At 69.4% G+C, this 21,754-nt stretch carries 25 protein-coding genes and 1 pseudogene; 12 read left to right on the forward strand and 14 right to left on the reverse strand.

Annotated features, from left to right (window positions below; translation table 11 throughout):
* Positions 1-183: 183 nt before the first annotated feature.
* From ASD56_RS02995 to ASD56_RS03015, 5 genes are read left to right on the forward strand one after another with little or no spacing between them, the layout of a single operon-like run.
* Positions 184-1,530: a Gfo/Idh/MocA family protein gene (locus tag ASD56_RS02995; RefSeq protein WP_055960966.1), complete on the forward strand. Its 1,347-nt coding sequence runs from the start codon at positions 184-186 to the stop codon at positions 1,528-1,530.
* On the forward strand, positions 1,527-2,471 hold the full coding sequence (locus ASD56_RS03000) for an NAD-dependent epimerase/dehydratase family protein (RefSeq protein ID WP_055960968.1): 945 nt from the start codon (positions 1,527-1,529) through the stop codon (positions 2,469-2,471). The genes ASD56_RS02995 and ASD56_RS03000 overlap by 4 nt, the downstream gene beginning before the upstream one ends.
* Complete coding sequence (locus tag ASD56_RS03005) at positions 2,468-3,367, forward strand: 5-dehydro-4-deoxyglucarate dehydratase (RefSeq protein WP_055960970.1); 900 nt, start codon at positions 2,468-2,470, stop codon at positions 3,365-3,367. Before ASD56_RS03000 ends, ASD56_RS03005 begins: the two co-directional genes overlap by 4 nt.
* Positions 3,364-4,452: a mandelate racemase/muconate lactonizing enzyme family protein gene (locus ASD56_RS03010; RefSeq protein ID WP_055960972.1), complete on the forward strand. Its 1,089-nt coding sequence runs from the start codon at positions 3,364-3,366 to the stop codon at positions 4,450-4,452. The genes ASD56_RS03005 and ASD56_RS03010 overlap by 4 nt, the downstream gene beginning before the upstream one ends.
* Positions 4,453-4,471: 19 nt before the next feature.
* A complete protein-coding gene (locus tag ASD56_RS03015; protein WP_055960974.1) occupies positions 4,472-5,911 on the forward strand; it encodes an aldehyde dehydrogenase (NADP(+)) in 1,440 nt (479 codons plus the stop codon).
* A 218-nt stretch (positions 5,912-6,129) separates the two neighbouring features.
* On the opposite strand, the gene ASD56_RS03020 is transcribed toward ASD56_RS03015, so the two are convergent.
* The gene (locus tag ASD56_RS03020) at positions 6,130-7,251 is read right to left on the reverse strand and encodes a glycerate kinase (protein ID WP_055960976.1); all 1,122 of its coding nucleotides are present in this window, start codon (positions 7,249-7,251) and stop codon (positions 6,130-6,132) included.
* 249 nt (positions 7,252-7,500) lie between these two features.
* Here ASD56_RS03020 and ASD56_RS03025 point away from each other — a divergent pair, with 249 nt between their 5' ends.
* Complete coding sequence (locus tag ASD56_RS03025) at positions 7,501-7,818, forward strand: hypothetical protein (protein WP_200947450.1); 318 nt, start codon at positions 7,501-7,503, stop codon at positions 7,816-7,818.
* 106 nt (positions 7,819-7,924) lie between these two features.
* Here ASD56_RS03025 and ASD56_RS03030 read toward each other — a convergent pair whose 3' ends face one another.
* From ASD56_RS03030 to ASD56_RS03045, 4 genes are all read right to left on the reverse strand, one after another.
* Positions 7,925-8,683, reverse strand: coding sequence for a YidC/Oxa1 family membrane protein insertase (locus ASD56_RS03030; RefSeq protein WP_055960978.1), 759 nt, complete (start codon positions 8,681-8,683; stop codon positions 7,925-7,927).
* A 97-nt stretch (positions 8,684-8,780) separates the two neighbouring features.
* Complete coding sequence (locus ASD56_RS16100; RefSeq protein WP_055960980.1) at positions 8,781-9,059, reverse strand: DUF6412 domain-containing protein; 279 nt, start codon at positions 9,057-9,059, stop codon at positions 8,781-8,783.
* Positions 9,060-9,142: 83 nt separating this feature from the next.
* Positions 9,143-9,814: a VOC family protein gene (locus tag ASD56_RS03040; protein WP_055960981.1), complete on the reverse strand. Its 672-nt coding sequence runs from the start codon at positions 9,812-9,814 to the stop codon at positions 9,143-9,145.
* Positions 9,807-10,178, reverse strand: coding sequence for a VOC family protein (locus ASD56_RS03045; protein WP_055960983.1), 372 nt, complete (start codon positions 10,176-10,178; stop codon positions 9,807-9,809). Before ASD56_RS03045 ends, ASD56_RS03040 begins: the two co-directional genes overlap by 8 nt.
* A 108-nt stretch (positions 10,179-10,286) precedes the next feature.
* Between ASD56_RS03045 and ASD56_RS03050 the strand changes: the two genes are divergently transcribed.
* Positions 10,287-10,511 (forward strand): RNA-binding S4 domain-containing protein, encoded by a 225-nt coding sequence (locus tag ASD56_RS03050; RefSeq protein WP_055960986.1) that lies wholly within the window; start codon positions 10,287-10,289, stop codon positions 10,509-10,511.
* Between the two features lie 77 nt (positions 10,512-10,588).
* Complete coding sequence (locus ASD56_RS03055; protein WP_055963543.1) at positions 10,589-10,792, forward strand: hypothetical protein; 204 nt, start codon at positions 10,589-10,591, stop codon at positions 10,790-10,792.
* Positions 10,793-10,806: 14 nt separating this feature from the next.
* Here ASD56_RS03055 and ASD56_RS03060 read toward each other — a convergent pair whose 3' ends face one another.
* The 5 genes and pseudogenes from ASD56_RS03060 to ASD56_RS03080 form a co-directional block, all read right to left on the reverse strand.
* Positions 10,807-11,403, reverse strand: coding sequence for a class I SAM-dependent methyltransferase (locus ASD56_RS03060; protein WP_055960989.1), 597 nt, complete (start codon positions 11,401-11,403; stop codon positions 10,807-10,809).
* 49 nt (positions 11,404-11,452) lie between these two features.
* Positions 11,453-12,696, reverse strand: a pseudogene (locus tag ASD56_RS03065) (RNA polymerase sigma factor).
* Positions 12,693-13,070 (reverse strand): YciI family protein, encoded by a 378-nt coding sequence (locus ASD56_RS03070; protein WP_055960992.1) that lies wholly within the window; start codon positions 13,068-13,070, stop codon positions 12,693-12,695. Before ASD56_RS03070 ends, ASD56_RS03065 begins: the two are co-directional and overlap by 4 nt.
* Positions 13,071-13,235: 165 nt before the next feature.
* Entirely contained in the window at positions 13,236-13,505 is a 270-nt protein-coding gene (locus ASD56_RS03075; protein WP_055960995.1) for a hypothetical protein, read from the reverse strand.
* A gap of 56 nt (positions 13,506-13,561) precedes the next feature.
* A complete protein-coding gene (locus ASD56_RS03080) occupies positions 13,562-14,050 on the reverse strand; it encodes a DUF6326 family protein (RefSeq protein ID WP_055960998.1) in 489 nt (162 codons plus the stop codon).
* A gap of 131 nt (positions 14,051-14,181) precedes the next feature.
* Between ASD56_RS03080 and ASD56_RS03085 the strand changes: the two genes are divergently transcribed.
* Positions 14,182-14,856 (forward strand): TetR/AcrR family transcriptional regulator, encoded by a 675-nt coding sequence (locus ASD56_RS03085; RefSeq protein WP_055961002.1) that lies wholly within the window; start codon positions 14,182-14,184, stop codon positions 14,854-14,856.
* 13 nt (positions 14,857-14,869) lie between these two features.
* Here ASD56_RS03085 and ASD56_RS03090 read toward each other — a convergent pair whose 3' ends face one another.
* From ASD56_RS03090 to ASD56_RS03100, 3 genes are all read right to left on the reverse strand, one after another.
* The gene (locus ASD56_RS03090; protein WP_055961006.1) at positions 14,870-15,748 is read right to left on the reverse strand and encodes an aminoglycoside phosphotransferase family protein; all 879 of its coding nucleotides are present in this window, start codon (positions 15,746-15,748) and stop codon (positions 14,870-14,872) included.
* A gap of 33 nt (positions 15,749-15,781) precedes the next feature.
* Entirely contained in the window at positions 15,782-16,795 is a 1,014-nt protein-coding gene (locus ASD56_RS03095) for an alpha/beta fold hydrolase (RefSeq protein WP_082541214.1), read from the reverse strand.
* Positions 16,796-16,946: 151 nt separating this feature from the next.
* Positions 16,947-17,441: an SRPBCC family protein gene (locus tag ASD56_RS03100; RefSeq protein ID WP_055961012.1), complete on the reverse strand. Its 495-nt coding sequence runs from the start codon at positions 17,439-17,441 to the stop codon at positions 16,947-16,949.
* Between the two features lie 119 nt (positions 17,442-17,560).
* Between ASD56_RS03100 and ASD56_RS03105 the strand changes: the two genes are divergently transcribed.
* The gene (locus ASD56_RS03105) at positions 17,561-18,034 is read left to right on the forward strand and encodes a winged helix-turn-helix transcriptional regulator (protein ID WP_082541216.1); all 474 of its coding nucleotides are present in this window, start codon (positions 17,561-17,563) and stop codon (positions 18,032-18,034) included.
* Between the two features lie 253 nt (positions 18,035-18,287).
* Positions 18,288-18,755, forward strand: a complete 468-nt coding sequence (locus ASD56_RS03110; protein ID WP_235565571.1) for a GNAT family N-acetyltransferase — start codon at positions 18,288-18,290, stop codon at positions 18,753-18,755.
* Positions 18,756-18,801: 46 nt separating this feature from the next.
* Here the strand turns inward: ASD56_RS03110 and ASD56_RS03115 are convergent, their stop codons facing one another.
* Positions 18,802-20,475, reverse strand: coding sequence for an alkyl sulfatase dimerization domain-containing protein (locus ASD56_RS03115; protein ID WP_162249502.1), 1,674 nt, complete (start codon positions 20,473-20,475; stop codon positions 18,802-18,804).
* Between the two features lie 409 nt (positions 20,476-20,884).
* Between ASD56_RS03115 and ASD56_RS03120 the strand changes: the two genes are divergently transcribed.
* Positions 20,885-21,559, forward strand: coding sequence for a hypothetical protein (locus tag ASD56_RS03120; protein ID WP_442922391.1), 675 nt, complete (start codon positions 20,885-20,887; stop codon positions 21,557-21,559).
* The last annotated feature ends 195 nt before the right edge of the window (positions 21,560-21,754 follow it).

Genomic DNA, 21,754 nt, shown 5'->3' on the forward strand with positions numbered 1-21,754 from the left:
CTCAGCACTCTCGCACAGACGGCTGCGTCACCGTGAGGACCTCTGATGCCTGGCGTTAGGGCGGGACGGCATCCGTGGCATCCATCGCGTCACACGATAGTCCCTCACGCGCCACCGCATCACGCTCCGTGCTACCCTGAGAAAACGTTTCCCGAGCGCCGGAGACGTTCCTTGAGGAGTGAGATGAGCCACCGCCGGTACGCCGTCGTCGGAGCGGGCCACAGGTCCCAGATGTACGTCGACGCGATCACGGGCCCGTACGCCGACCGAGCCGAGCTCGTCGCGATCTGCGAACCCAACCCCGTCCGCGCCGCCTACTACGTCGAGCGCACCATCGCCGCCGGCTCACCGGCCCCGGCGGTCTACGGACCGGACGATCTCGAGGCCATGATCCGGGCCGAGCGCGTGGACCGGGTGATCGTGTGCGCGCGCGATGACCTGCACGCGACCCTAATCGTGCGGTCGCTGGATGCCGGAGCCGACGTCGTCGTCGAGAAGCCGCTCACGATCGACGCCGAGTCGGCCGCGGCCATCGAGGACGCCATCGAGCGCACCGGCCGTGAGGTCGTCATCACCTTCAACTACCGCTACTCGCCCCGCAACAGCGCCCTGCGCGCCCTGCTGCAGGAGGGCACCATCGGCGAGGTGACCTCGATCGACTTCTCCTGGGTGCTCGACACGAAGCACGGAGCGGATTACTTCCGCCGCTGGCACCGCGAGAAGGAGCACTCCGGCGGTCTGCTGGTGCACAAGGCCAGCCACCATTTCGACCTCGTCAACTGGTGGCTGCGATCCACTCCGTCGCGCGTCTTCGCGTCGGGCGGCCTGCGCTTCTACGGCGCCGACAACGCCCGCTCCCGCGGACTCGGCGAGCGCCCGGCGCGGGGCACCCACGACGGAGCCGACGCCTTCGAGCTCGACCTGCGCACCGACGAGCGCCTGGCCGCCCTGTACCTCGGGGCCGAGGAGCACGACGGCTACCTGCGCGATCGCGACGTCTTCGGCGAGGGCATCACGATCGAGGACAACCTCGCCCTCGTCGTCGACTACGCCTCCGGCGCCACCCTCAGCTACTCGCTCAATGCCCACTCGCCGTGGGAGGGCTACCGGGTCGCGGTCAACGGCACGCTCGGTCGCGCCGAGCTCGAGGTCGTCGAGCGGGGAGCAGTGCTCGAGGCCGAGGCGCTGCATCCGGTGCTCGATCCCAGCGCCGTGGACGCCGGTTCGTCCGGATCGCTGCGACCCGAGGGCGAGCGCCTCATCGTGCAGCGGCACTGGGAAGCGGCGTACGAGGTGCCGATCGAGAGCTCCAGCGACGGCCACGGCGGCGGCGACGCGCTGCTGCTGGCCGACGTGTTCGAGGGTCCCGGCGACGACCCGCTCGCCCGCCCCGCAGACTGGCGCGACGGCGTCCGCTCGATCTCGGTTGGCATCGCCGGCAACCGCTCGCTCGAGACCGGCCTGCCCGTCCGCGTGGCCGAGCTCGGCATCCGCCTCCTGGCCGAACCTGCCACGACGTCCGCGTCATGAGCCGCATCGTCGTCACCGGCGGCGCCGGCCGGCTCGGTCGCAGCCTGGTCGCCGGGCTCCACGGCGCCGGTCACGAGCTCGTCTCGCTCGACCGCGAGCTCTCGGGGGCGCCGGAACTGGACGGGATCGAGCAGATCGCGGTCGACCTCACCGATCCGCAGGCGGCGTCCGCGGCCATCGCCGGCGCTCGTGCCGACGCGCTCGTGCACCTCGCCGCGATCGCCGTTCCTTTCAGCGCGCCGGAGGACGTGATCCTGACGACGAACGCGGCGCTCGCACTGAACGTGCTGTCGGCGGGCGTCGAGGCGGGCATCGACCGGATCGTCGCGGCCTCGAGCCCCACTGTGCTCGGCTATGGGGCCCCGGCCGGCTGGCTGCCCGACCGCTTCCCGCTCGACGAGCAGACGACGCCGAAGCCCTGGCACGCGTACGGCCTGTCCAAGCTGCTGATCGAGCAGACCGTCGCGATGCTCGCACGCCAGACCGGCGACGCCACGCGGTTCGGCGTCTTCCGCCCGTGCTTCGTCATCGCCCCCGAGGAGTGGGCGGGCGCGCCGACGCAGCAGGGCCACACCGTGCGCGAGCGCCTCGACGACCCCGCGCTGGCGGCCCCGGCGCTGTTCAACTACGTCGATGCGCGGGATGTCGCGACCTTCGTCGACGTGCTGCTCGAGGCGCTGCCGTCCATTCCCAACGCCGAGGTCTTCTTCGTCGGCGCCGACGACGCGCTCGCCCGACGTCCGCTGGCCCAGCTCATGCCCCGGTTCGTCGAGGGGTCCGATGAACTCGCCGCCACCCTCACCGGCACCTCCCCCGCGTTCAGCAATGCCAAAGCACGTCGCGTGCTGGGATGGCGCCCGCAGCATAATTGGTCTGATGAGTTGCTCGCCGCTGGCGAGAAAGAACGCCCCGCCCAAACCCGAAAGGACGTGCTGGCGTGAACTTCGACGGCATCCTCTTCTTCCCCGTGACGCCGTTCGACACCGCCGACCGGATCGATGACGATCTGCTGCGCGAGCACGTCTCGACGACCCTCGACCATGCCCCCGGCGGCGTCTTCCCCGCCTGCGGCACCGGCGAGTTCCACGCCCTGTCCGAGCGCGAGGCGGCGCACGTCGTCGCGGTCACGACCGAGGTCGTGGCGGGTCGCGTGCCCGTCGTCGCCGGCACCGGCGGCCCGCTCGGGCACGCGACCGCGCTCGCAAAGTCGGCGGCGGATGCCGGAGCCGACGCCCTCCTCGTCCTTCCGCCGTACCTCGTCGGCGGCTCGCAGGCGGGGCTGCGGGCCTACGTCGAGGCGGTGGCCGCGGCATCCCCTCTTCCTGTCGTGATCTACCACCGCGGCACCGCGCAGTACTCGGTCGACACCGTGCGCGCTCTCGCGGCGAACCCCAAGGTCGTCGGGTTCAAGGACGGCGTCGGCGACGTCGGCCTTGCGCAGCAGATCGTGCGCGCGGTCGCCGAGACCGGGCGCGAGGACTTCGCGTTCTTCAACGGCCTGCTGACCGCCGAGCTCACGCAGGGCGCGTACCGGGGCATCGGCATCCCGCTGTACTCGTCCGCCGCGTTCGCGATGATCCCCGAGGTGGCGAACGCTCACTACCGCGCGTACGTCGACGGCGACGAGGACCGGCGCCTGGCACTGCTGGACGGGTTCTACTCCCCGCTGGTGCGGCTGCGCGACGAGACCCCCGGCTTCGGCGTCTCGCTCATCAAGACCGGCCTGCGCCTCGGCGGCCTGCCGGTCGGCTCGGTGCGCGCGCCGCTGGTCGACCCGACGCCCGAGCAGGAGGAGCGGCTCGCCGGCATCCTCGAGGCAGGACGCGCGCTGCTGTGACCACGATCGCCTCGTTCGACGCCCGCCTGCTGCGCGTGCCGCTCACCCGGCCGTGGGCTGCCGACGTGACGTCGGTCGGCGTGGTCGCCACGCACGTGGTGCGCTCGGACGGCGCCGAGGGCTGGGGCTTCTCGTGGACGCCGCAGATCGGCGCCGAGGCCGTGCACGCCCTGCTCGCGAACGACATCACGAAGTTCGCGATCGGACGACCGGCCGATCCGGGATCCGAGTGGCTGGACCTCTGGCGGCACCTCCACGAGGCCGGAGGCGGCGGGCTCACCACCATCGCGATGGCCGGTCTGAACACGGCACTGTGGGATGCCGAGATCCGCGCCGCCGGAACTTCGCTGACCGGCTTCCTCGGTGCGCAGCGCGACCGCGTCCGCGCGTACGGCAGCGGCGTGAATCTGCACTACAGCGCCGAGGAGCTCGTCGCTCAGGCGCGGCGCTGGGTGGACTCCGGGTTCGACGCCGTCAAGGTCAAGGTCGGCAAGCCCGACGTCGCCGAAGACCTCGACCGCCTGCGCGCGGTGCGCGAGGTGCTCGGCCCCGACCGGGCGCTCATGATCGACGCGAACCAGCGCTGGGAGCTCGACCAGGCAACGCGCGCGCTCGAGGTGCTCGCAGACGTCGCGCCCGCGTGGATCGAAGAGCCCCTGCGCGCCGACGACCTCTTCGGGCACGGCGAGCTGGCCACGCGCCTGCGAGCCTCGAGCGGCATCCCGATCGCCGTGGGCGAGAACCTGCACAATGTCTTCCGCTTCGACGACTTCCTGCGCACCGGGGCCGCGCAGATCGTGCAGCCCAACATCGTGCGCGTCGGCGGCATCACCCCCTTCCTCGGCATCGCGGCCATCGCGGCCGAGTACGGCGCCGCCGTGCACCCGCACCTGCTGCCCGAGCTCTCCGGGCAGCTCGCCCTCACCCTCCGCGCCGTCGACGGCGTCCCCGAGCCGATGGCCGAGGACGTCGAGGATGCCGGCTTCGGCGATCTCGGCGCGCTCGCCGATCCGTCGCCCGTGCGCATCGCCGACGGCACCCTGACCGACGTGCCCCACGCCGGGCTCGGCATCCGCTTCTCATGAAATCCCCAAAGGAACTCCGATGACCACCACCACCGCTGAACTCGACGCCCTCGCCGACGCGGCGGCCGCCGCTGCTCCCGTGTGGCGGGAAGCGGATGCCGCGACCCGGGCTTCCTGGCTGCGTGCCGCCGCCGATGCCCTCGACGCCCACATCGACGAGCTCGTCGCGATCGCCGACGAGGAGACCCGCCTGGGCGAGACCCGCCTGCGCGGCGAGGTCGGCCGCACCACCGGTCAGCTGCGGCTGTTCGCGACCGCCGTCGAGGAGGGCTCGTACCTCGAGCTCACGGTCGACGACGCCGATCCGTCGGCGGTTCCGCCGCGCCCGGAGCTGCGCCGCACCCTCACCGGCGTCGGTCCCGTCGCCGTGTTCTCGGCCTCGAACTTCCCGTTCGCGTTCTCGGTCGCCGGCGGCGACACGGCCTCGGCGCTGGCCGCCGGCAACCCGGTGATCGTCAAGGCTCACTCCGGCCACCCGCGCCTGTCGCAGCGCACCGCGGCCGTCGTGGCCGAGGCGCTCACGTCCGCCGGGGCGCCCGAGGGATCGCTCGGCCTCGTCGAGGGCCGCGAGGCGGGCAACGCGCTGGTGCAGCATCCGCTCATCCAGGCCGCCGGTTTCACCGGCTCGGTCGGCGGTGGCCGCGCCCTCTTCGACCTGGCCTCGGGACGCCCCGACCCGATCCCGTTCTACGGCGAGCTCGGCTCGGTGAACCCCGTCGTCATCACCGCGGCGGCGCTGGCGGCTCGGGGCGAGGTGCTCGCGGAGGGCCTCGTCGCCTCGTTCACGCTCGGGGTCGGCCAGTTCTGCACCAAGCCGGGCGTGGTGTTCGTCCCTGCGGATGCCGGCTTCGAGCAGCTCGTCGCCGCGGCCGTCGCCGGGGCCAAGGGCGGCGCGCTGCTGACCGACCGCATCACCGCGGGCTTCCCGGAGGGCATCGCGCATCTCGAGGCGGACCCTTCGGTCGCGATCATCGCCCGCGGCGAGGACGGCATCGGCGCCCAGCCGGTGGTGCTGACGACGGATGCCGCGTCCGTCGCCGCCCGCCCCGAGACGCTGCTCGAGGAATGCTTCGGACCGGTCACGCTGCTCGTGCGCTACTCGTCCGACGACGAGCTGCTCGCGGCGCTGCGCGCCGTGCCCGGGTCACTCACCGGAACGATCCACAGCGAAGCCGGCGACGACGTGAACGCCGTGCTCGCGGTGCTCGAGCGCAAGGTCGGGCGCGTGCTCTTCGCCGGCTGGCCGACCGGGGTCGCCGTCACGTGGTCACAGCACCACGGCGGACCGTGGCCCGCCACGACCTCGCTGCACACGTCGGTCGGCGTGACGGCCGTGCGCCGGTTCCTGCGTCCGGTCGTGTTCCAGGACGCGCCCGCGCACCTGCTGCCGCCGCAGCTGCGCGACGAAGAGCTCGCCCGCCTGCCGCATCGCCGCAACGGCGTGCTGCGAGTGCCCTGACCTGCGTCTCCCGCGCCGACTTGCCACAGGACGCCGGATCCCGGCTCTCGTAGGCCGCGAATTCTGGCAACTCGGCGGCAGAGCGGACCCGGGTCGCGGCCTCGGCCTCGGTCTCGGGCGCGATGCGGCCTCCGGCTCGGCGCGAGCGCGGGCGCGAGACACGCCAATCCGCCTGAGGCGGCCGGCGACGCCAGGAGTATCAGGTGCCGCGGGGAGTCTCAGCCCAGCGCGCTCGCGAGGGCGGCGCCCGCCTCGGTGAGCCACCGCGCCGGGTCGGTCATCGCCGCAGCGCCTGAGCCGGCGAGGTCGGTCAGCGACGCGGTCGCTGCGAATGACGTCAGCTCGACGTCCGGCGCGATGCGGCCCGCGACCAGTGCCACGGGCACCCCGGTCTCGGCGGCGATCGCACCCACGCGCGCCGGCACCTTGCCCGCGGCGGACTGGCCGTCGTACGATCCTTCGCCGGTGATGACGACGGATGCCGCGCCCACCGCCGCATCCAGACCCACCAGTTCCGCGACCGCGGCCGAGCCGGGCACGAGGGTGGCGCCCCACGCGAGCAGTCCGAACCCGGTGCCGCCAGCGGCTCCCGCGCCGGGCGTCTCGGGATCGGCGGGGAGCAGGTCACCGAGGCGCGCGAGCGCGGCGTCGAGCGCCAGCACCTCCGCGTTCGAGGCGCCCTTCTGCGGACCGAAGACGGCGGCCGCGCCCCACGCGCCGACGAGCGGATTGGTCACGTCGGTGAGCACCGAGACCCCGCCGGCCGGAAGCGCCGGCAGGCCGGAGAGGTCGGCGACGGCGACGTGGGCAAGGCCCCGACCGCCGGGGACGACTGGCGTGCCGGACGCGTCTGTGAAGCGGGCGCCCAGGGCGGTGAGGGCCCCGAGGCCACCGTCGGTCGAGGCGCTCGAGCCGATGCCCAGCACGAGCCGGCTCACGCCGTAGGCGAGAGCGGCGGCGATGGCCTGACCGAAGCCGGTGGTGTCGGCATCCATCGCCCGCAGTTTGGGAGGGGTGCCGAGCAGCTCGATCCCACTGGTGCTCGCAAGCTCGACGACGCCGATGCCGTCGGGGTCGGCCGCCGTCGGCGGCAGCAGCAGCCAGGTGGCGTCGATGGTCCGGCCGTGGGGTCCCGTGACACGGACGGGCATGCGGCGCGAGCCCGCAACGGCGGTCTCGAACGCATCGAGCGTGCCTTCGCCGCCGTCGGCCATCGGCACCAGGCGGATCGCGTCATGGGGGCGGACCCGGTTCCATCCGGCACCGAGCGCGGTGGCCGCAGGGGCCGCGCCGATCGTCCCCTTGAAGGAGTCCGGGGCGACCACGACGGTGTGCACCATGTCGTCATTCTCCTCGGTTCGGCCGCGACGCGCTCGGAAAGCGCTCTCCGCTCATCGTACCGGGTCTGCCGCCCTCGACCGAAGGGCGCTCTCCGTCACAGATTCAGGAAACACGCCGCGCAGCAGTTCGACAGCGCCGCGGTTCGCGGCGTGTCTCCTGCATCTGGTTCTGCACGGGGGGTGTCGGCGTGCAACGCGACCGACCGCCACCCCTGGCCCGAGGACCGCTCCGACGACCAGGATGTCGGCATGAGCGATGAGCACAATGTCGTCCGCATGTGGCGCGGAGTCATCCGCACGGACGACCGCGATGAGTACGTCGAGTACGTCGAGCGCACGGGCATCGAGCAGTACCGCTCGACTCCGGGCAACCGCGACGCCTGGACCCTGACGCGCGACCTGGGTGACGGCCTCACCGAGATCGTGACGATCTCGCGATGGGACAGCCTCGACAGCGTCCGAGGGTTCGCCGGCGACGACATCGACAAGGCGGTGTATTACCCGGAGGACGATCGCTTCCTCGTCGAGCGGGACGACACCGTGCGCCACTACCTCCAGCGCAGCTGAGGCACCGGGCCTCGGCATCCGTCAGCCGTTCGTCTGTGCGAAACCGACCTTCCTGGGCGCCACCGACCTCGGAATCGCACAGACGAACCCGGGCGCAGCGCCCGCTTCAGCCCGCCACGAGGGGGAACCGCCGCCGCAGGACGATCCGCTGCACCAGCGTCCACACCACGGTCGTCGTGAGGTACAGCGCGGCCGCGAGCGGCACGAACAGCGCGAAGACCGCGGTCGTGAACTGCAGCGCACCCATCGCGCGGAGGAATCCGGGGTTCGCCAGCGGCGAGGCATCCGCGTCATCGGTCACCGGCACGGGCGGGCGGAAGGCCCGCCGCGTGACCTCGGCGGAGACCACGATGACGGCGATGAGCACACCGAACACCGCAAACGTCGCAGCGGTCGCCGTGCCTGCGGCGAGCGCGCCGACGACGCTCGCACCGAGCGGCACCCCGAGCAGCTGTTCCGTGAGCAGCCCATTGGCGTGGCCAGAGATCGCCGGATACGCGAACAGGGCGTACACGATCGCGATGACCGGCGCCTGGGCGAGAAGCGGCAGGCACCCCGCGAACGGCGAGGTGTTCTCGTCGGAGTAGAGCTTCATCGTCTCGCGCTGCAGCCGCTCGCGGTCGCGTCCGTACCGTTTCTGCAGGGCTCGGAGTTTCGGCGCGAGGCGGCTGCGGGTCTGCTCGGCGCGTGCCTGCGACACTCCCGCGGGCACGAGCGCCGCGCGGACGAGCAGGGTGACAAGCAGAACGGATGCCGCGGCCGCGGCTCCGCCCGCGAGCGGTTCGAGCAGGGCGATGAGCTGCATCAGCCCGGCATAGGCCGCGTCGAGGATCGCGGCGATGGGTGGGAAGGCGTAGATGTCCATAAGTTTCCGTCCGGTCGGTGTCGGGTGGGCGCGTGGCCACGAAGACACAGGCGAACGCCGAGGACACCCCGGAGGACGGGGAGGGGGCGGAAGCGGGTCAGGCGGCCGAGGCCGCGTACCCGGGAGCTCGCGGGCGAGCATGGCCCGCGGCATCCGGATGGCTCTGCGCCAGCTGGACGGAAACGTCGATCGCCCGCTGCGGATGGGGCGCGGAGCCGATGGCCGAGGCCGGGAGCTCGACCAACGAGAGGCTGATCGCGATGACCGCCACGGCGACGGCAGCTGCGGCGAACGCGATGGCGCTCGGCTCGCGGACGGCGGCCACGCCGAGGATCTCGAGGAGCAGGCGCAGGACGACGCCGATCGACTCGGTCATGCGCACCTCCTTCTGACCTGTTCCGCCCACGGTAGCACCGGCGGTTCGGCGGGTGCCGGCGACGGTGCGCTACGGCATGCGGTTCACTCGTAGGTGTCGGTCCAGGACGCGATGTCCACGCCGTGGTTGTCGGGAGACGCGAGCGACCACCAGGCGGGTGCGTAGGAATCGTCGACGAGCCGGCCGCCGGCGGCGAGCGCGGCATCCACTCGCGCCCGCGCCTGGTCGGCCGGCACGAAGATGTCGAAGTGCGTCCGGCCACGCGACGGAGTGTCACCACTGATCGGGTTGAAGGCGAGCTGCGGTCCGCAGCGCAGCGGGTCGACAGCATCGGTGTCGCCGAAGTCCTCGTAGCCGAGTGCGGCGGTGAAGAACGGTCGCACGTCGGCTTCGGAGTGCTGGGCGACGTAGATGCCGACCGACTGCGCGAGCGAGGGGTCGGGCGTCAGACGCAGTTCGGCGACTGCCTCGGAGACGGCGGCGGCGAACTCCGCGGCCGCCGCAGGGATGCCTTCGGGGTCGCGATACGGGATGCGCACGACGACCGCCTCGGGACGCACGTCGATATCGGGAAGGATGCCGCACCTCCCGGCAGCGGCGACGACGGGAGCCACGAGGCTCGCGGCGTGGGCGACCGACGTCGCCGTGAAGACGGCCTGCGGGCCCGTGCCCGTGACCCGCCAGTCCGCCACCCCGGGCGCTCGGTGGAACTCAGCGGCGGAGACCAGGTCGGGTCCGCGTGTCGACTCAGCCATGTGCGCCTTCTTCCCTGTCGTCGGATGAGGCCGTGACGCCGCCGAAGGACAGCTCGTTCCCGTCCGGGTCGCCGTACACGACCTTGCGCATCCCATCGTCGTACTTCTCGACTCGGGACGGCTCGATCCCGCGATCCGAGATCGCCGAAGTCATGCCGTCGATGTCATCGACCATCAGCATGGTCAGCGACCCACCCGCGCGCTCGGGAAGCAGCTCGATGTAGACGTAGCAGTGCGGCGCGACTTCCCAGACGGCTTCCCGCTCATTGGGGAAGAAGCTCGGTTCTGAGCCGAGAACAATGCCGTACCAGCGGAGCGAGCGCGCGAAGTCACTCACCGGGAATCCTGCGAAGAGGTCCGCCATGCCGCAGATGCTACTCCGGGTATCAAGGCCTCGGCAGGCGATCTCGCGCACCCCAGGCGGTCGGAACGTCGACTTCGGGGGCGGAATCGGGTCGGCTAGCATTCGGGGATGACGAAAGCGGCTCCCATCGACGTCTCGATCGGCAGTGACGGGATTCGCCTCGGCCAGTTCATGAAGTTCGCCGGGCTCCTCGACTCCGGCGGCGACGTCAAAGAGGCCATCATCGACGGCTACGTCACGGTGAACGGCGAAGTCGATCGCCGCCGAGGACGCCAGCTGCAGATCGGCGACGTCGTCGGCTTCGAGGGACGCAGGGTGCGCGTCAGCCCCTGACGGACTGGACCGGATCATGCCCGGTCGGGGATGACAAGCCCCTCCCCCACGGCCCCGCGGTGTTCGATCCTCGGTTCATGAGCGATCGAGACGACATGAAGCAGCCCCTCGACCACCGGCCGCCGGCCGACGAACGCGACGACGCGATGGACGTCCCGGAGCCGAGCTATCCCGGCACCGGAGGCGCGGCGGCACCGTCCGGAGTGTCCCCCGACACCGCCGCGGAACCCGAGGAGCCAAGACGTCACGGCCTCGACAAGCCGCCGCGAAGCGGAGCCTGAGCACAGCCTCCACCTCAGCGGCGGCTGGTGATGAGGTACCTTTCGTCGGCGGTCGGGCCGCCCCAATACGCCGGGTCATCGAGCATCCGGAGCTGCGCATCTTCCCGCCGGTCCTTGACGAGCCGGAAGCACTCATCGGCCTTGAGCCCGACACCGGTCTGCCATCGACCCTCGACGAGGATCAGCGCGCCGTTCGGAGCCAGCAGCTCGATCCAGCGGTCCAGGGCTGCGGCGGGGTCGGGCATCGCCCAGAGAACGTGGCGTGCGAGAACGACATCGAACGACCCCGCGGCGAGCGGCGGATCGGCGGCATCCGCAACCGTGAAGACCGGCTTCAGCGAAGCTTCCCGGGTCTTCTGCCGCGCTCGGCGGATCATCTCTGACGAGAAGTCGACACCGCTCACCAGGTGACCACCCTCCTCGGCGAGAAGAAGCGAAAGCGTCCCGGTTCCGCACCCGAGGTCGGCGACTCGACGCCCACGGCCGTCGATCAAGGGAAGCAGCAGATCGGCCCACGCCTTGCGGACGTGCGGATCCTTGAGTCCGTGGTCGGCGGCTTCATCGAAGTCGGCGGCCTCGGCATCCCACATGCTCCGTCCGTCGTCCGTCATGCACCTGATCTTTCCACCGGGCGCGGACGTCGCCCGGAAGCAGTCCGGCTCACCATACGAGCTGGTCGCGACGGCGAGCGAGGTACGCCTGCTCGGCGGGGTTGCCGGCGAGGTGGATGGCCCTGTCGTACGCCGCGCGGGACTCGTCGCTCCGCCCGATCCGCCTCAGAAGGTCGGCTCGCGCGGCGTGGAAGGCGTGGTATCCGTCGAGATCCTCGCCGAGTCGGTCGATCTCGGCGAGCGCCACATCGGGCCCGTCCACCTCGGCGACCGCGATCGCGCGGTTGAGGCGCACGATCGGGGAGGGATCGATCCGCACCAGGCGGTCGTAGAGGGCGACGATCTGGGACCAGTCGGTGTCGCGAGGGGACGGGGCGTAGGTGTGGACCGCGTTGATCGCGGCCAGGAGCTGATACCGGCCCGGCGGCTCCGCGCCGGCCGCGACCGCGGCGATCCGGTCGCGGACCAGAGCATGACCCTCCGCGATGAGAGCGCGGTTCCAGGCGCTGCGATCCTGTTCGTCAAGTGTCACCAGCTCACCGGCACGGGACACGCGCGCGGCTCGCCGGGCGTCGGCCAGGAGCATCAGGGCGAGGAGGCCGGTCACCTCGCCGTCGTCGGGAAGCAGCGCGTGCAGGAGGCGGCCCAGACGGATGGCCTCGTCGGTCAGGTCCGCGCGCAGCGGGTCGTCCCCCGCGGTGGCCAGATACCCCTCGTTGAAGACGAGGTAGATCACCGTGAGCACACCGTCGACACGCTCCCGGACGTCGGTGTCCGAGGGCATCCTGAACGCAAGCTGCTCTGCCTTGATCCGCGCCTTCGCGCGCGTGATCCGCCGCGCCATCGTGGTCTCCGGCAGCAGGAAGGCGTGGGCGATCTCGGCGACGGTGAGCCCACCGAGCAGGCGCAACGTCAGCGCGACCCGGGCTTCCACGGCGAGTGCGGGATGACAGCAGATCAAGATCAGGCGGAGCCGGTCGTCTTCCACCGGCCCGGTCGGCTCGTGGGGGGTGTCGTCGGACAGCATGTGGGCCGCCTGGTGCTTGCCGTCGCGCAGGGACTCCCGACGCAGCCGGTCGATCGCCTTGCGGGTAGCGGTCGTCGTGAGCCACGCGCCGGGGCTGGGCGGTACGCCGTCGCGCGGCCACCGTTCCACCGCGGCGACATAGGCATCGGATGCCGCATCCTCGGCGAGGTCGAGATCACCGAAGCGCGGGAGAGGCCCGCCACCACCCGCGCCCACTCCTCGCGGTGGGCGCGGGCGACGGCATCCTCGACGGGGGAATCGGTCAGGACGCGTGCCGTTCGACGATCTCCGCCATGTCGGACGGGAACCGGTGGACCTCCTGCGGCCAGTCGAGTGCGACCGCGAGCCGCCCTGCCCAGTAGCGTGCGGCGTCGTCGTCCTGCACCTCCACGACGGTGAACCCGCCCAGGTGCTCCTTGGACTCGACGAAGGGCCCGTCGGTGAAGACCGGCTGCCCGTTCTCGCTGACGACGCTGCAGACCGCGGTGGACGCGTCGATTCCGCCGTCGGCGTACAGGAAGATGCCCGCCTCTTTCATCTCCTCGAGCAGAGCGCGCGAGGCCTCGCTCTTGGCGCGCAGCTCGTCGGCGGTGTGGAGGGGCACCCACTCATCGTTGAATGCGATCAGATACTTCGGCACGTCCGTCTCCTCTTGTCGGGACCAGGGCCGCATGGCGGCCCATCATTGCGGCGACCCGGATATGGGTCTACCTGATCCACGAACAACGATGCTCGGATACGACACGAAGCGCGAGACTTTTTCACGAGCCTCCGTCTCATCCCGATGATCGAGGCGTCGGGGTTACTACCAGATGATGCCGCCGCCGACCGAGATGCCGGCCCACGTGAGCGCGATGAAGATCGCGGCGAAGACGACCGGCGCGATGCCCTTGCCGTTGCGCGCGAGTCCCTTGAGGAGGGCGATCACGGCGAGGACGGTTGCGACGATGGAGAGTCCACCACCCAGGATCAGCCCGATGAAGAACGGGATGGGCATGAGCACCAGGCCGGCCAGGGCGACCCAGAACGCGGCCCAGGCAGTGGGATTGGAGCGACGTTCGACGGAAGAAGTCATGTGTCGATCCTTCCAGACGGATCGTCCCCGCGAGCCCGCACCCGGCGTAGTGGTGCCTACCGGCGCAGCTCCTCCCGCTGGCCGGTCGCCGCGGCACCGGCATGGACGGCGGAGACACGGGGCCAGGTCCAAGCGGAGCGCAGGATGAAGGCCAGCAGCAGCACCTCGATACCGATGGAGAGGCCGTAGAAGAACGCCCACTCCCACGTCGCCCCTGCCGCGTTGAACAGGGTGTAGGGGATGTAGAGCGATGCGACGATGAGGTTCACGACGCGGCTCACTCGGGCTGGCAGCGTGATCGAGAGCATCACCATCACGGCCGGGATCGCCACCGACGCGAGCATGACGGTCAACAGCGTCGAACTGACGTCGAACCTCCAGACGAGTCCGTTCAGGATGCCGTCGACGACGCCTGGCTTGTAGAAGTTGAGGATGTCGACGTAGACGTACAGGAACATGAAGCTGGTCCATGCGGCGGCAAGCTTGGCCCGGACCGGAACCGGCGGGTTATCGAGCTGGTTGGCCGCATTCGTGCTGAGGGTCATCGGTTCTTCCTTCCGAAGTTGCGTTGGTCCACCGCGGCGGTGAACCGTACGTCGTACACCGTACGTCGTACACCGTACTATGCAACGTACGCTGTACGATTGTCAAGCCGTTCAAGCGAGCGAGGAGACCTGTGCCTGACAACGAACAGCGCCGAATCGCGTCAGAAACCGGTCTGAGCAAGCAACGCGTGGTGATCGAGGCGGTACGGCTCGCCGACCGCGAAGGCGTCGACGGTCTGAGCATGCGCCGGCTCGCCAGCGCGCTGGGCGCAGGGGCGATGTCGCTCTACCACTACGTGGCGAACAAGGATGAGTTGCTCGACGCGATGATCGACGTCGTGTTCACGGAGATCGAGCTTCCGCCTGCCGAGACCGACTGGCAGTCCGCCATGCGACACGAGGCCGTTTCCACTCAACGGGTTCTCGCACGCCACCCGTGGGCGATCAGCCTGATGGAATCCCGGACGACGCCGGGACCCGCGAACCTCCGCCACCGCGAAGCGGTCACCGCCTGCCTGCGAAGGGCCGGCTTCTCGGTGCTCACGGCGACCCACGCCAACTGGCTGCTCAACAGCTATGTCTACGGCTACGCCCTGCAGGCGGCCAGCCTGCCGTTCGGCAGCGCTGACGAGCTCGCGGAGATGACCGAAGACGTCTACCTACCTCAGCTTCCTCCGGACGAGTTCCCCTACCTCAACGAGTCCGCCGCGGGGCTCATCGCCGCCGGCTACGACCCGACCGAGGAGTTCCTCTTCGGGCTCGACCTCATCCTCGACGCCCTCGAGCCGCTGCGAACCCCCGCGTAGCGACGCCCTTCGTTCACGGCGCGTCCGCGAGGATCTTCTCGATCACGATGCGGGACGTGCGGGCCTCGCGTTCCGGGTCGTGCGAACCCGCGGCACCGGCCAGGAGCAGCATCGCCTTCCAGAGTGCCCACGCTCGCCCGCGCGCCCACACGGCGTCATCCCACGGCAGCGCACGCCGAAACACGCGGCGGGCTGAGTCGTCGAACATCGTCCATGCGATGGCCAGGTCGCATGCCGGATCACCGACGCCCGACGTGCCGAAGTCGATGACGGCGTGGAGCCGACCTTCCCGAAGAAGCAGATTGCCGGGAGCGATGTCGCCGTGAAACCGGACAGCGGGCGCGCTGCTGCGCGTGTCGGATGCCGCATCCCATACGGCGCGCGCCGCGACCGTGTCGATCACTCCGTCCAGCTTCACCAATGAGCGCTGCACTTCTTCGTCGTAGACCCGCGGGTGCGCGCCCCGCCAGAAACTGTGCGGACCCGCTGCCGGGCCGTCGCTCGCATCGACAGCGGCCAGGGCCATGAGGAACCGGGCCACGTCGCCGGCGAAGGTGTCGAGGTCGGTGATCGCCTCCACCGTCGCCGGCACGCCGTCGATCCATCGATAGATCGACCATGGCCGGTTGAACTCCGGCACCGGCAGCCCCCGCTCCACCGGTTCCGGCACCGCGAACGGCACCAGCGGAGAGATCACCGGGAGCCAGCGCTGCTCCTTCGCAACGGCCGCCGCGTAGCCATCCGCACTCGGCAGGCGAACCAGCAGGTCATCGCCGAGCCGGAATGTGCGGTTGTCCCATCCGCCGGGCACCACCCGACGGATGGTCAAGTCGCACCATCGAGGGAATTGGGTCGTCACCAGGCGCTGCACGAGCGCTTCGTCGATCACCATTCACTCTGTCCCATCGGTCTGCGGACGGGAGACCTACGCGGGTCGCAGGTGTTGATCCAGGAAGGCTTCGATCCGGGCTTGGAAGTGCAGGGTCACTGCCGGATCGCCCCACCAGATCAGATGGCCGAACTGATCGACGGTGAGCAGTTCTGAGTGCGGTATTCGATCATGGGTGTTCACGGAGTTGGCGTACCCGATATCGCCGTCGTAGCGACTGCCGACGATGAGCGTCGGCGCCTGAATCCCGTCGAACGGAAGGTCGCCCAGCTCCTCCTGGACCTTCAGATCGTTCATCACGCCGGGAAAGCGTGGAAGTGCCGGCACCATGGCGTCACTCATTGCGAGCACTTGGCGTTTCTGGTCAGGGTCAGCGAGCACCTGAGCGATCAAGCGCTCTCCCTCGGCTTCGCTGTACGTCGTCTCGGTCTTCACGAAGTCGCGCATGCTGAGCGCGGTCATCGCGTGCATCGTGCGATTGATCAGGAAGTACGCGATGTTCTGGTACTTCGGGGTCATCACGAGTCTCCCGAGCGCCGTGCCTGTCTGATCAGCCGACAGGCCGGTCCGCTGCGAGATGGCCGACAGCAGCACGACCGCCGCGGTCCGCTGCGGATGCCTCGCCGCGAACTGGATCGCCGCGGGCCCGCCCGCGGAGAGCCCGGTGACGGCGACGCGTTCGATACCGAGCGTGTCCAGCAGCGCCGCGGCCAGGTCGGCTTGCCGCTCAGGGCTGCCGTGATCGCCGAGAGGCGTGCCGAGATATCCGGGGCGATCGGGCGTCAGCACTCGGTACCCGGCTGAAACGAGGTGTTCGAGGAAGAACCAGCCGTTATGGCCGACGTTTCCGCCGTGGAAGTGCAGCACGACCGGCCCGTCACCCCGGACTCCGTACTCGACCGGGCCGGCCGCAGTGTGGACGATCGCGCTGTCCGCCGAAGCTCGCTCGGTCACTTCTTGCAACCAGCGCCGGTACCAGCTCCTCAGTGCCAGCGAGACGAGCGCGAGCGCTGCGGCGAGACCGGCCACAATCCGCAAGATCCGCAACATCAGAGGTCCTCCCCGGCGTCGGTCAGGGGCGGCGTCAGCGCGACGGCGCAGTCCATCCCTGAACCGTACGACGGACGGAGGTGCAAGTCGAGGAGCGAGGCAACGCGCTGCGCGCGAGCTCGGGAATGCGGGGACGTCCGGGCGGCTGGGCTCACATGTAGGTGGCGACGAGCTTGTCGAGGGACTCCTCGAGGCCCTTCTTCGAGAGCGCGAGCTGCTCGAGGTCGACGTAGCCGAGTTCCGTCACGGTGAGTCGAGTCGCGTCTTCCCCGATCGACTCGAACGTCATGACATGCCGCACGTCGCGCGGGATGCCCGCGGCCCCGATCGTGGCGGGGTCGATCGTGGTGCCGTGCGCGTCGGCGATGTTGTGGATGAACTCGAGACGGTGCGGTGCGTCCACGAGCGTGTACGCCCACGTGCTGTACATCGCTGGGAACCCCCAGTCGGGGGCGCTCATGCACACGAGGGATGTGCCGCCGACGCGCACGTCGAGCTCGGCGACCGTGCACGTGAAGCCGTTCGGGCCCCACCAGCGCATCACACGGTCGGGTTCGGTCCACGACTCCCAGGCCACCTCGATGGGGGCGGGGATGTCGCGGCTCACGACGAGATCGTGGGTCCCGTGCTGGGTCGTGTCGTCCATCGTGGCTCCTCCGCTGCAAGCCGCGGCCGCTGCAACCCGCGGCCGCGGCATCCGTGTCACTTCGATGATCGAAGCGTACTTTACTACGATGATCAAAGTCAATGCCGTAGACTCGTCGCATGAAGCGAGCTGAAGGGCGGTCGACCTGCCCCACCAACTTCACCGTTGAGGCGTTCGGTGACAGCTGGTCGCTGCTGATCATGCGCGACCTCCTCACGCTGGGCAAGCACACTTTCGGGGAGTTCCTTCGGTCCGAGGAGCGCATCGGGCCGAGCGTGCTCGCCGACCGCCTCGCCCGACTCGAGCGCAGCGGAATCATCGTGCGCACCCCGAGCGAGACGGATGCCCGCAAAGTGACCTACTCGGCGACGGAGCGCGGGATCGCGGCGATCCCGCTCCTGTACGAGGCGGCGCGATGGGGCATGGGCGGCGTTCCCATAGAGGAGGACGATCCGTGGGACGCGGTCATGGCGATGGACCGCGGCGAGGTGCTCGACGCGTGGCAGCGGGCCGTGCGCGAGGGTGGGTCGCTCTTCGGGGGCGCGGAGAGTGCATTCGCGCGGCTGAGCGCGAGGGCACACGCGGTCGTGTGAGGCGATCGGACTCGACCCGCAAACCCCGACGCCTCGAGATGCGATCCGGCTATGGGTGGTTGAGCGACTCCAGGAGATGCTCGTTGCGCTTGACGATCAACCGTCTCAGGTACGGCACCAGAACCAAGCGCTCGACCATCCGCCCGAGCACCGGTGATCCCACGGTCGTTCAGGCACGACGCTCCGGAAGCGATCGGGCCGAAGCCTCCTTCCAGGCGCCGGGTTGTTGCTGCGCGATACGCTCAGCCGCGTGATGATGATCCGGCCAGCCGTGCCAGATGATCTGGTTGCAATCAATGCCGTGCACCAGGCATGCGATCGGCGGGAGTGGGATCAGCCAATTGGGGACGACGGTGATGACCGTCTCGTCGCGGTGGCGGTCGTTGACGACGTGATCGTCGCAGCAGCCAAGACGCATCTTCAAGCCGAACCCAAGGGTGGTGCGCCCGCAGGCCACTACCTCGGGGGCGTCAGTGTGCACCCGGGATACCGTCGCCGCGGGATCGGGTTCGCCCTGACCCGTGCGCGGATCGAATGGGTGTGGGCGCGATCAGACACGGTGTACTACTTCACGGACGACGACAACGCGGCGTCCATGCGGTTGCACGCGGGGTTCGGCTTTCACGAGGTCGCCAGATTGCCGACCATCCTCGGCGCGCGTGCGAACGGCGAGAGTCTCGTGCTGTTCCGGGCCATTCGGCCGGCACAGTTTCTGGCCTGACCGCAAAGACGCCCGCGGGCCGATCCTTGAAAGCGCGTCGCTCTGCTCAGCGGTTCGCGAGCTGAAGTCTCTCTTCGCTGCGAGCATCGAAGAGGTCGAAGAACACCTTGGCGTCGTCCACCGTGCCATTCGCGATTGTCAGGGCACCAGATTGTTCTCCGGAATCGAGCATTCGGTGGGCGTCGACGAGCACGATGCCGGTGATGAGCTGCTTCGGAGCCGTGATGGTGAGGGTGACGTTTTCGGGAGTCCCCTCGGTGACTTCGAGCACGCCGTTGCGGACGATCAGCCCGACGTTCTCGCCAGTGTCCGCGACTTCGACAGCGATTGCGGTCGAGATTCCCGCGGCCTTGACCGGGTCGATTCGGAATCGGAGGCTCTCCAGCAGCGCCGAACCTGGCATCGCGGCGATCTGGTCGGGGGCGTTGATCTGGATCGCGAGGGAGTAGTCGATTGTGCCATCGAGCTCGCGGGCGGCCGTCAAGTAGAAGTTGCGCCAGTTCGAGTTGGGGGTTCCGTAGCCGAGGGTACGGAGCGCAGCGGCTTTGAGCGCCCGCGCGTGGGTGTCAGTCGGATCGATCCGGACGAGGTGGCTGACCAGTTCCGCCGCCCACTGGTGATCGCCGGCATCCGCCGCCTTCTTTGCCTCAACGAAAACGGCGTCGCGTCCCCCGATCAGGTCGACATAGCGGCGCGAAGACTCGCGGATGTTCAGCGGCGCAAGCGTCGTCGGGTCCGCGTTGAACCAGCCCAATTCGCCGACATAGATCTGGCGGACAGAGTGCGGCACGCCGCCGTAGAAGTTGCCGAGCCATTCGCTCTGGGCGAGGTCTCCCGGAAGCTCGACCTTCTCGACCAGGTCGTCCGGCAGCAGCCCCTTGTTGATCCAGCGGATCGTCTGGTCGTATACGTATGAGATCGCGTCGCGGTAGTCGGCGAGCACCTTCGCGACCTCGGCACGCCCGGCGACGGGGCGACCGTGGGAGGGGATCATGAAGTCCGCGGGCAGGGGGCGAAGGTTCTTGTCGATCGACTTGAACCACGCCTGCGGGTCCCGGTACCGGCTGCCGCGGATCGAGTGCAGGTTGGGGAAGGACTCGCCCTGGATGACCTCGGCGGACTGCAGCACACCCAGGTCGGGGAACCAGGTGACGATCTCGTCGATCGCCTCCGACGGAGCCCAGAAGATCTCCATCCGCACCCCTGCGACGGTGAGTTCCAGCTTGTCGTCGACGAGTGTGTTCGGAGTCACCAGTGACATGGTCTCCATGACGAAGTCGGGGCCGAGGCCGCCGTTGACGCGTCCCTCCGGTCCGACCTCAAGGAGGCTGCCCAGTGAGTAGTCGGCGCGGACGGCGATGATCGGCCCGTCGCCGGAGATCGAGTTGGCGATGATGTTGCTCATGAAGTCCCGGTGGGCGATGACCTTCACTTCACCGCTGTCCGCCTGTTCCTGCGTGATGAACGCCTTCACCCCCGCGTTGTGGTCGGTGTGCCAATGCGAGTAGATGATCGCCTTGATCGGTTTGTCCGAGATGGTCCGCAGCACCTCGTGCTGACGGCGGCCCTTCTCGACATCTTCGGGTGGGTCGATCAGGATCAGCCCGTCGTCGCCCTCGACCACGGTCATCGCCGACAGCGCGTAGCCGAAGATCTGGAACACGCCCTTGCCGAGGATCTCAAAGATCCCGGCATCCATCGTCCGGGAATGTTCCGTCATCTCGGGCGGGACCGTGTCCGCGAATTCGGTGTACGCAGTGTTCTCGCCGGAAGGGGTGAATCGGATGCCTTCATCAGCACCCAACCAGTACTTCGACATCAATTCACCAATCTTCGGAAAAGCAAAATCGGGCATCGAGTGACACCCGCAGGCCGCAAGACCACTGATTCCCGAGCCTACCCAGCCAACCGGCGATCCGGCCGGTTGACCTCCTGTGCACGGCTGCTCGGCGGGCGCATTTCAACCAGGCAAGAGCGGCCCATCGTTGAGCGGCCGCTGAACCGGACCTTGCATGCCTGATCGTGGATCGTGTTCCGCGCGGGCCGGAGTCGCTCAGCCGCGTGGTCGGTGTGCTCCGCCGGAGGCCGCCGAGCGTACTGTGTGAGATACACCGATGGGGGTGAGCTGGATGCGGGCTCGAAAGCTTGCGGGACGGCCCGAGGCGGTCGCGGAACAAATGAACAGCCGCCGCGTCGTGGCAGCCGTGGCTCTCGGCGCCCTGTGTGGGCTCGCCTGGGCGGCATCCTTTCGCGCGGTGATGAGCGAGTTCGCCGGCCGTGGGTCGACCGTCAGCTGGCTCGACACGTTCGCTGCCATTCTGCTTCCGGGTGTGATCGTCGGCGGCCTACTGGGGTGGGCGCACACGATTCGCCTGACCGGGGGGCGCCGCGGCTGGCGTTGGCTCGGTGCCGCGCCGGCACTGTTCGCCATCGCACCGATGCTCCTCCCGGATGGCCTCATGGTGTTTGTCACGCAGGGTTTAGGTGGTGGAGGTGTGGCGGTCGCGCTGCTCGCCATCGGCGGAGGATTCGCCATCTCGGGTCGAGGCCGACTCTGGGCGCGCATCGCGTGCGGTGTGATCAGCTCCCTACTGATTGTCGGCGTGACGCTCACGACGTTCGACATCGCGGGAGCACGCCTCGCGGTGACCGAGGCGCGCGGCGTCTGGGTCGCATTGCTCACGTTCTCGCTACTTACCCTGCTCGCGCTTGCGGGATCGATCCCGTTCCGGCCCGTGATCGAGGCTCACCCCGCCGACGATGACAGGGTTGCGGCACCCGAACCACGAGATGAAACTCGATGAGCGATCGCCCGAGTCAGCGGCGCAGCAGTGCGGACGAGACCACACCAACAGAGCAGAAGACGCGGTATCAAGGGGAGCGCCCGTTTGCCCATCCTTTGGCGGTTTTCGGCTCCGAAGCAGCCCGCCGCCTCGCGAAGCACGACGATGTGCTCCGCGCATGACGATCTCTCAGCTCCGATGGCGCGGGCTCACGAC

Origin of the sequence: Microbacterium sp. Root166, assembly GCF_001427145.1 — a bacterium.
GTDB lineage: Bacteria > Actinomycetota > Actinomycetes > Actinomycetales > Microbacteriaceae > Microbacterium.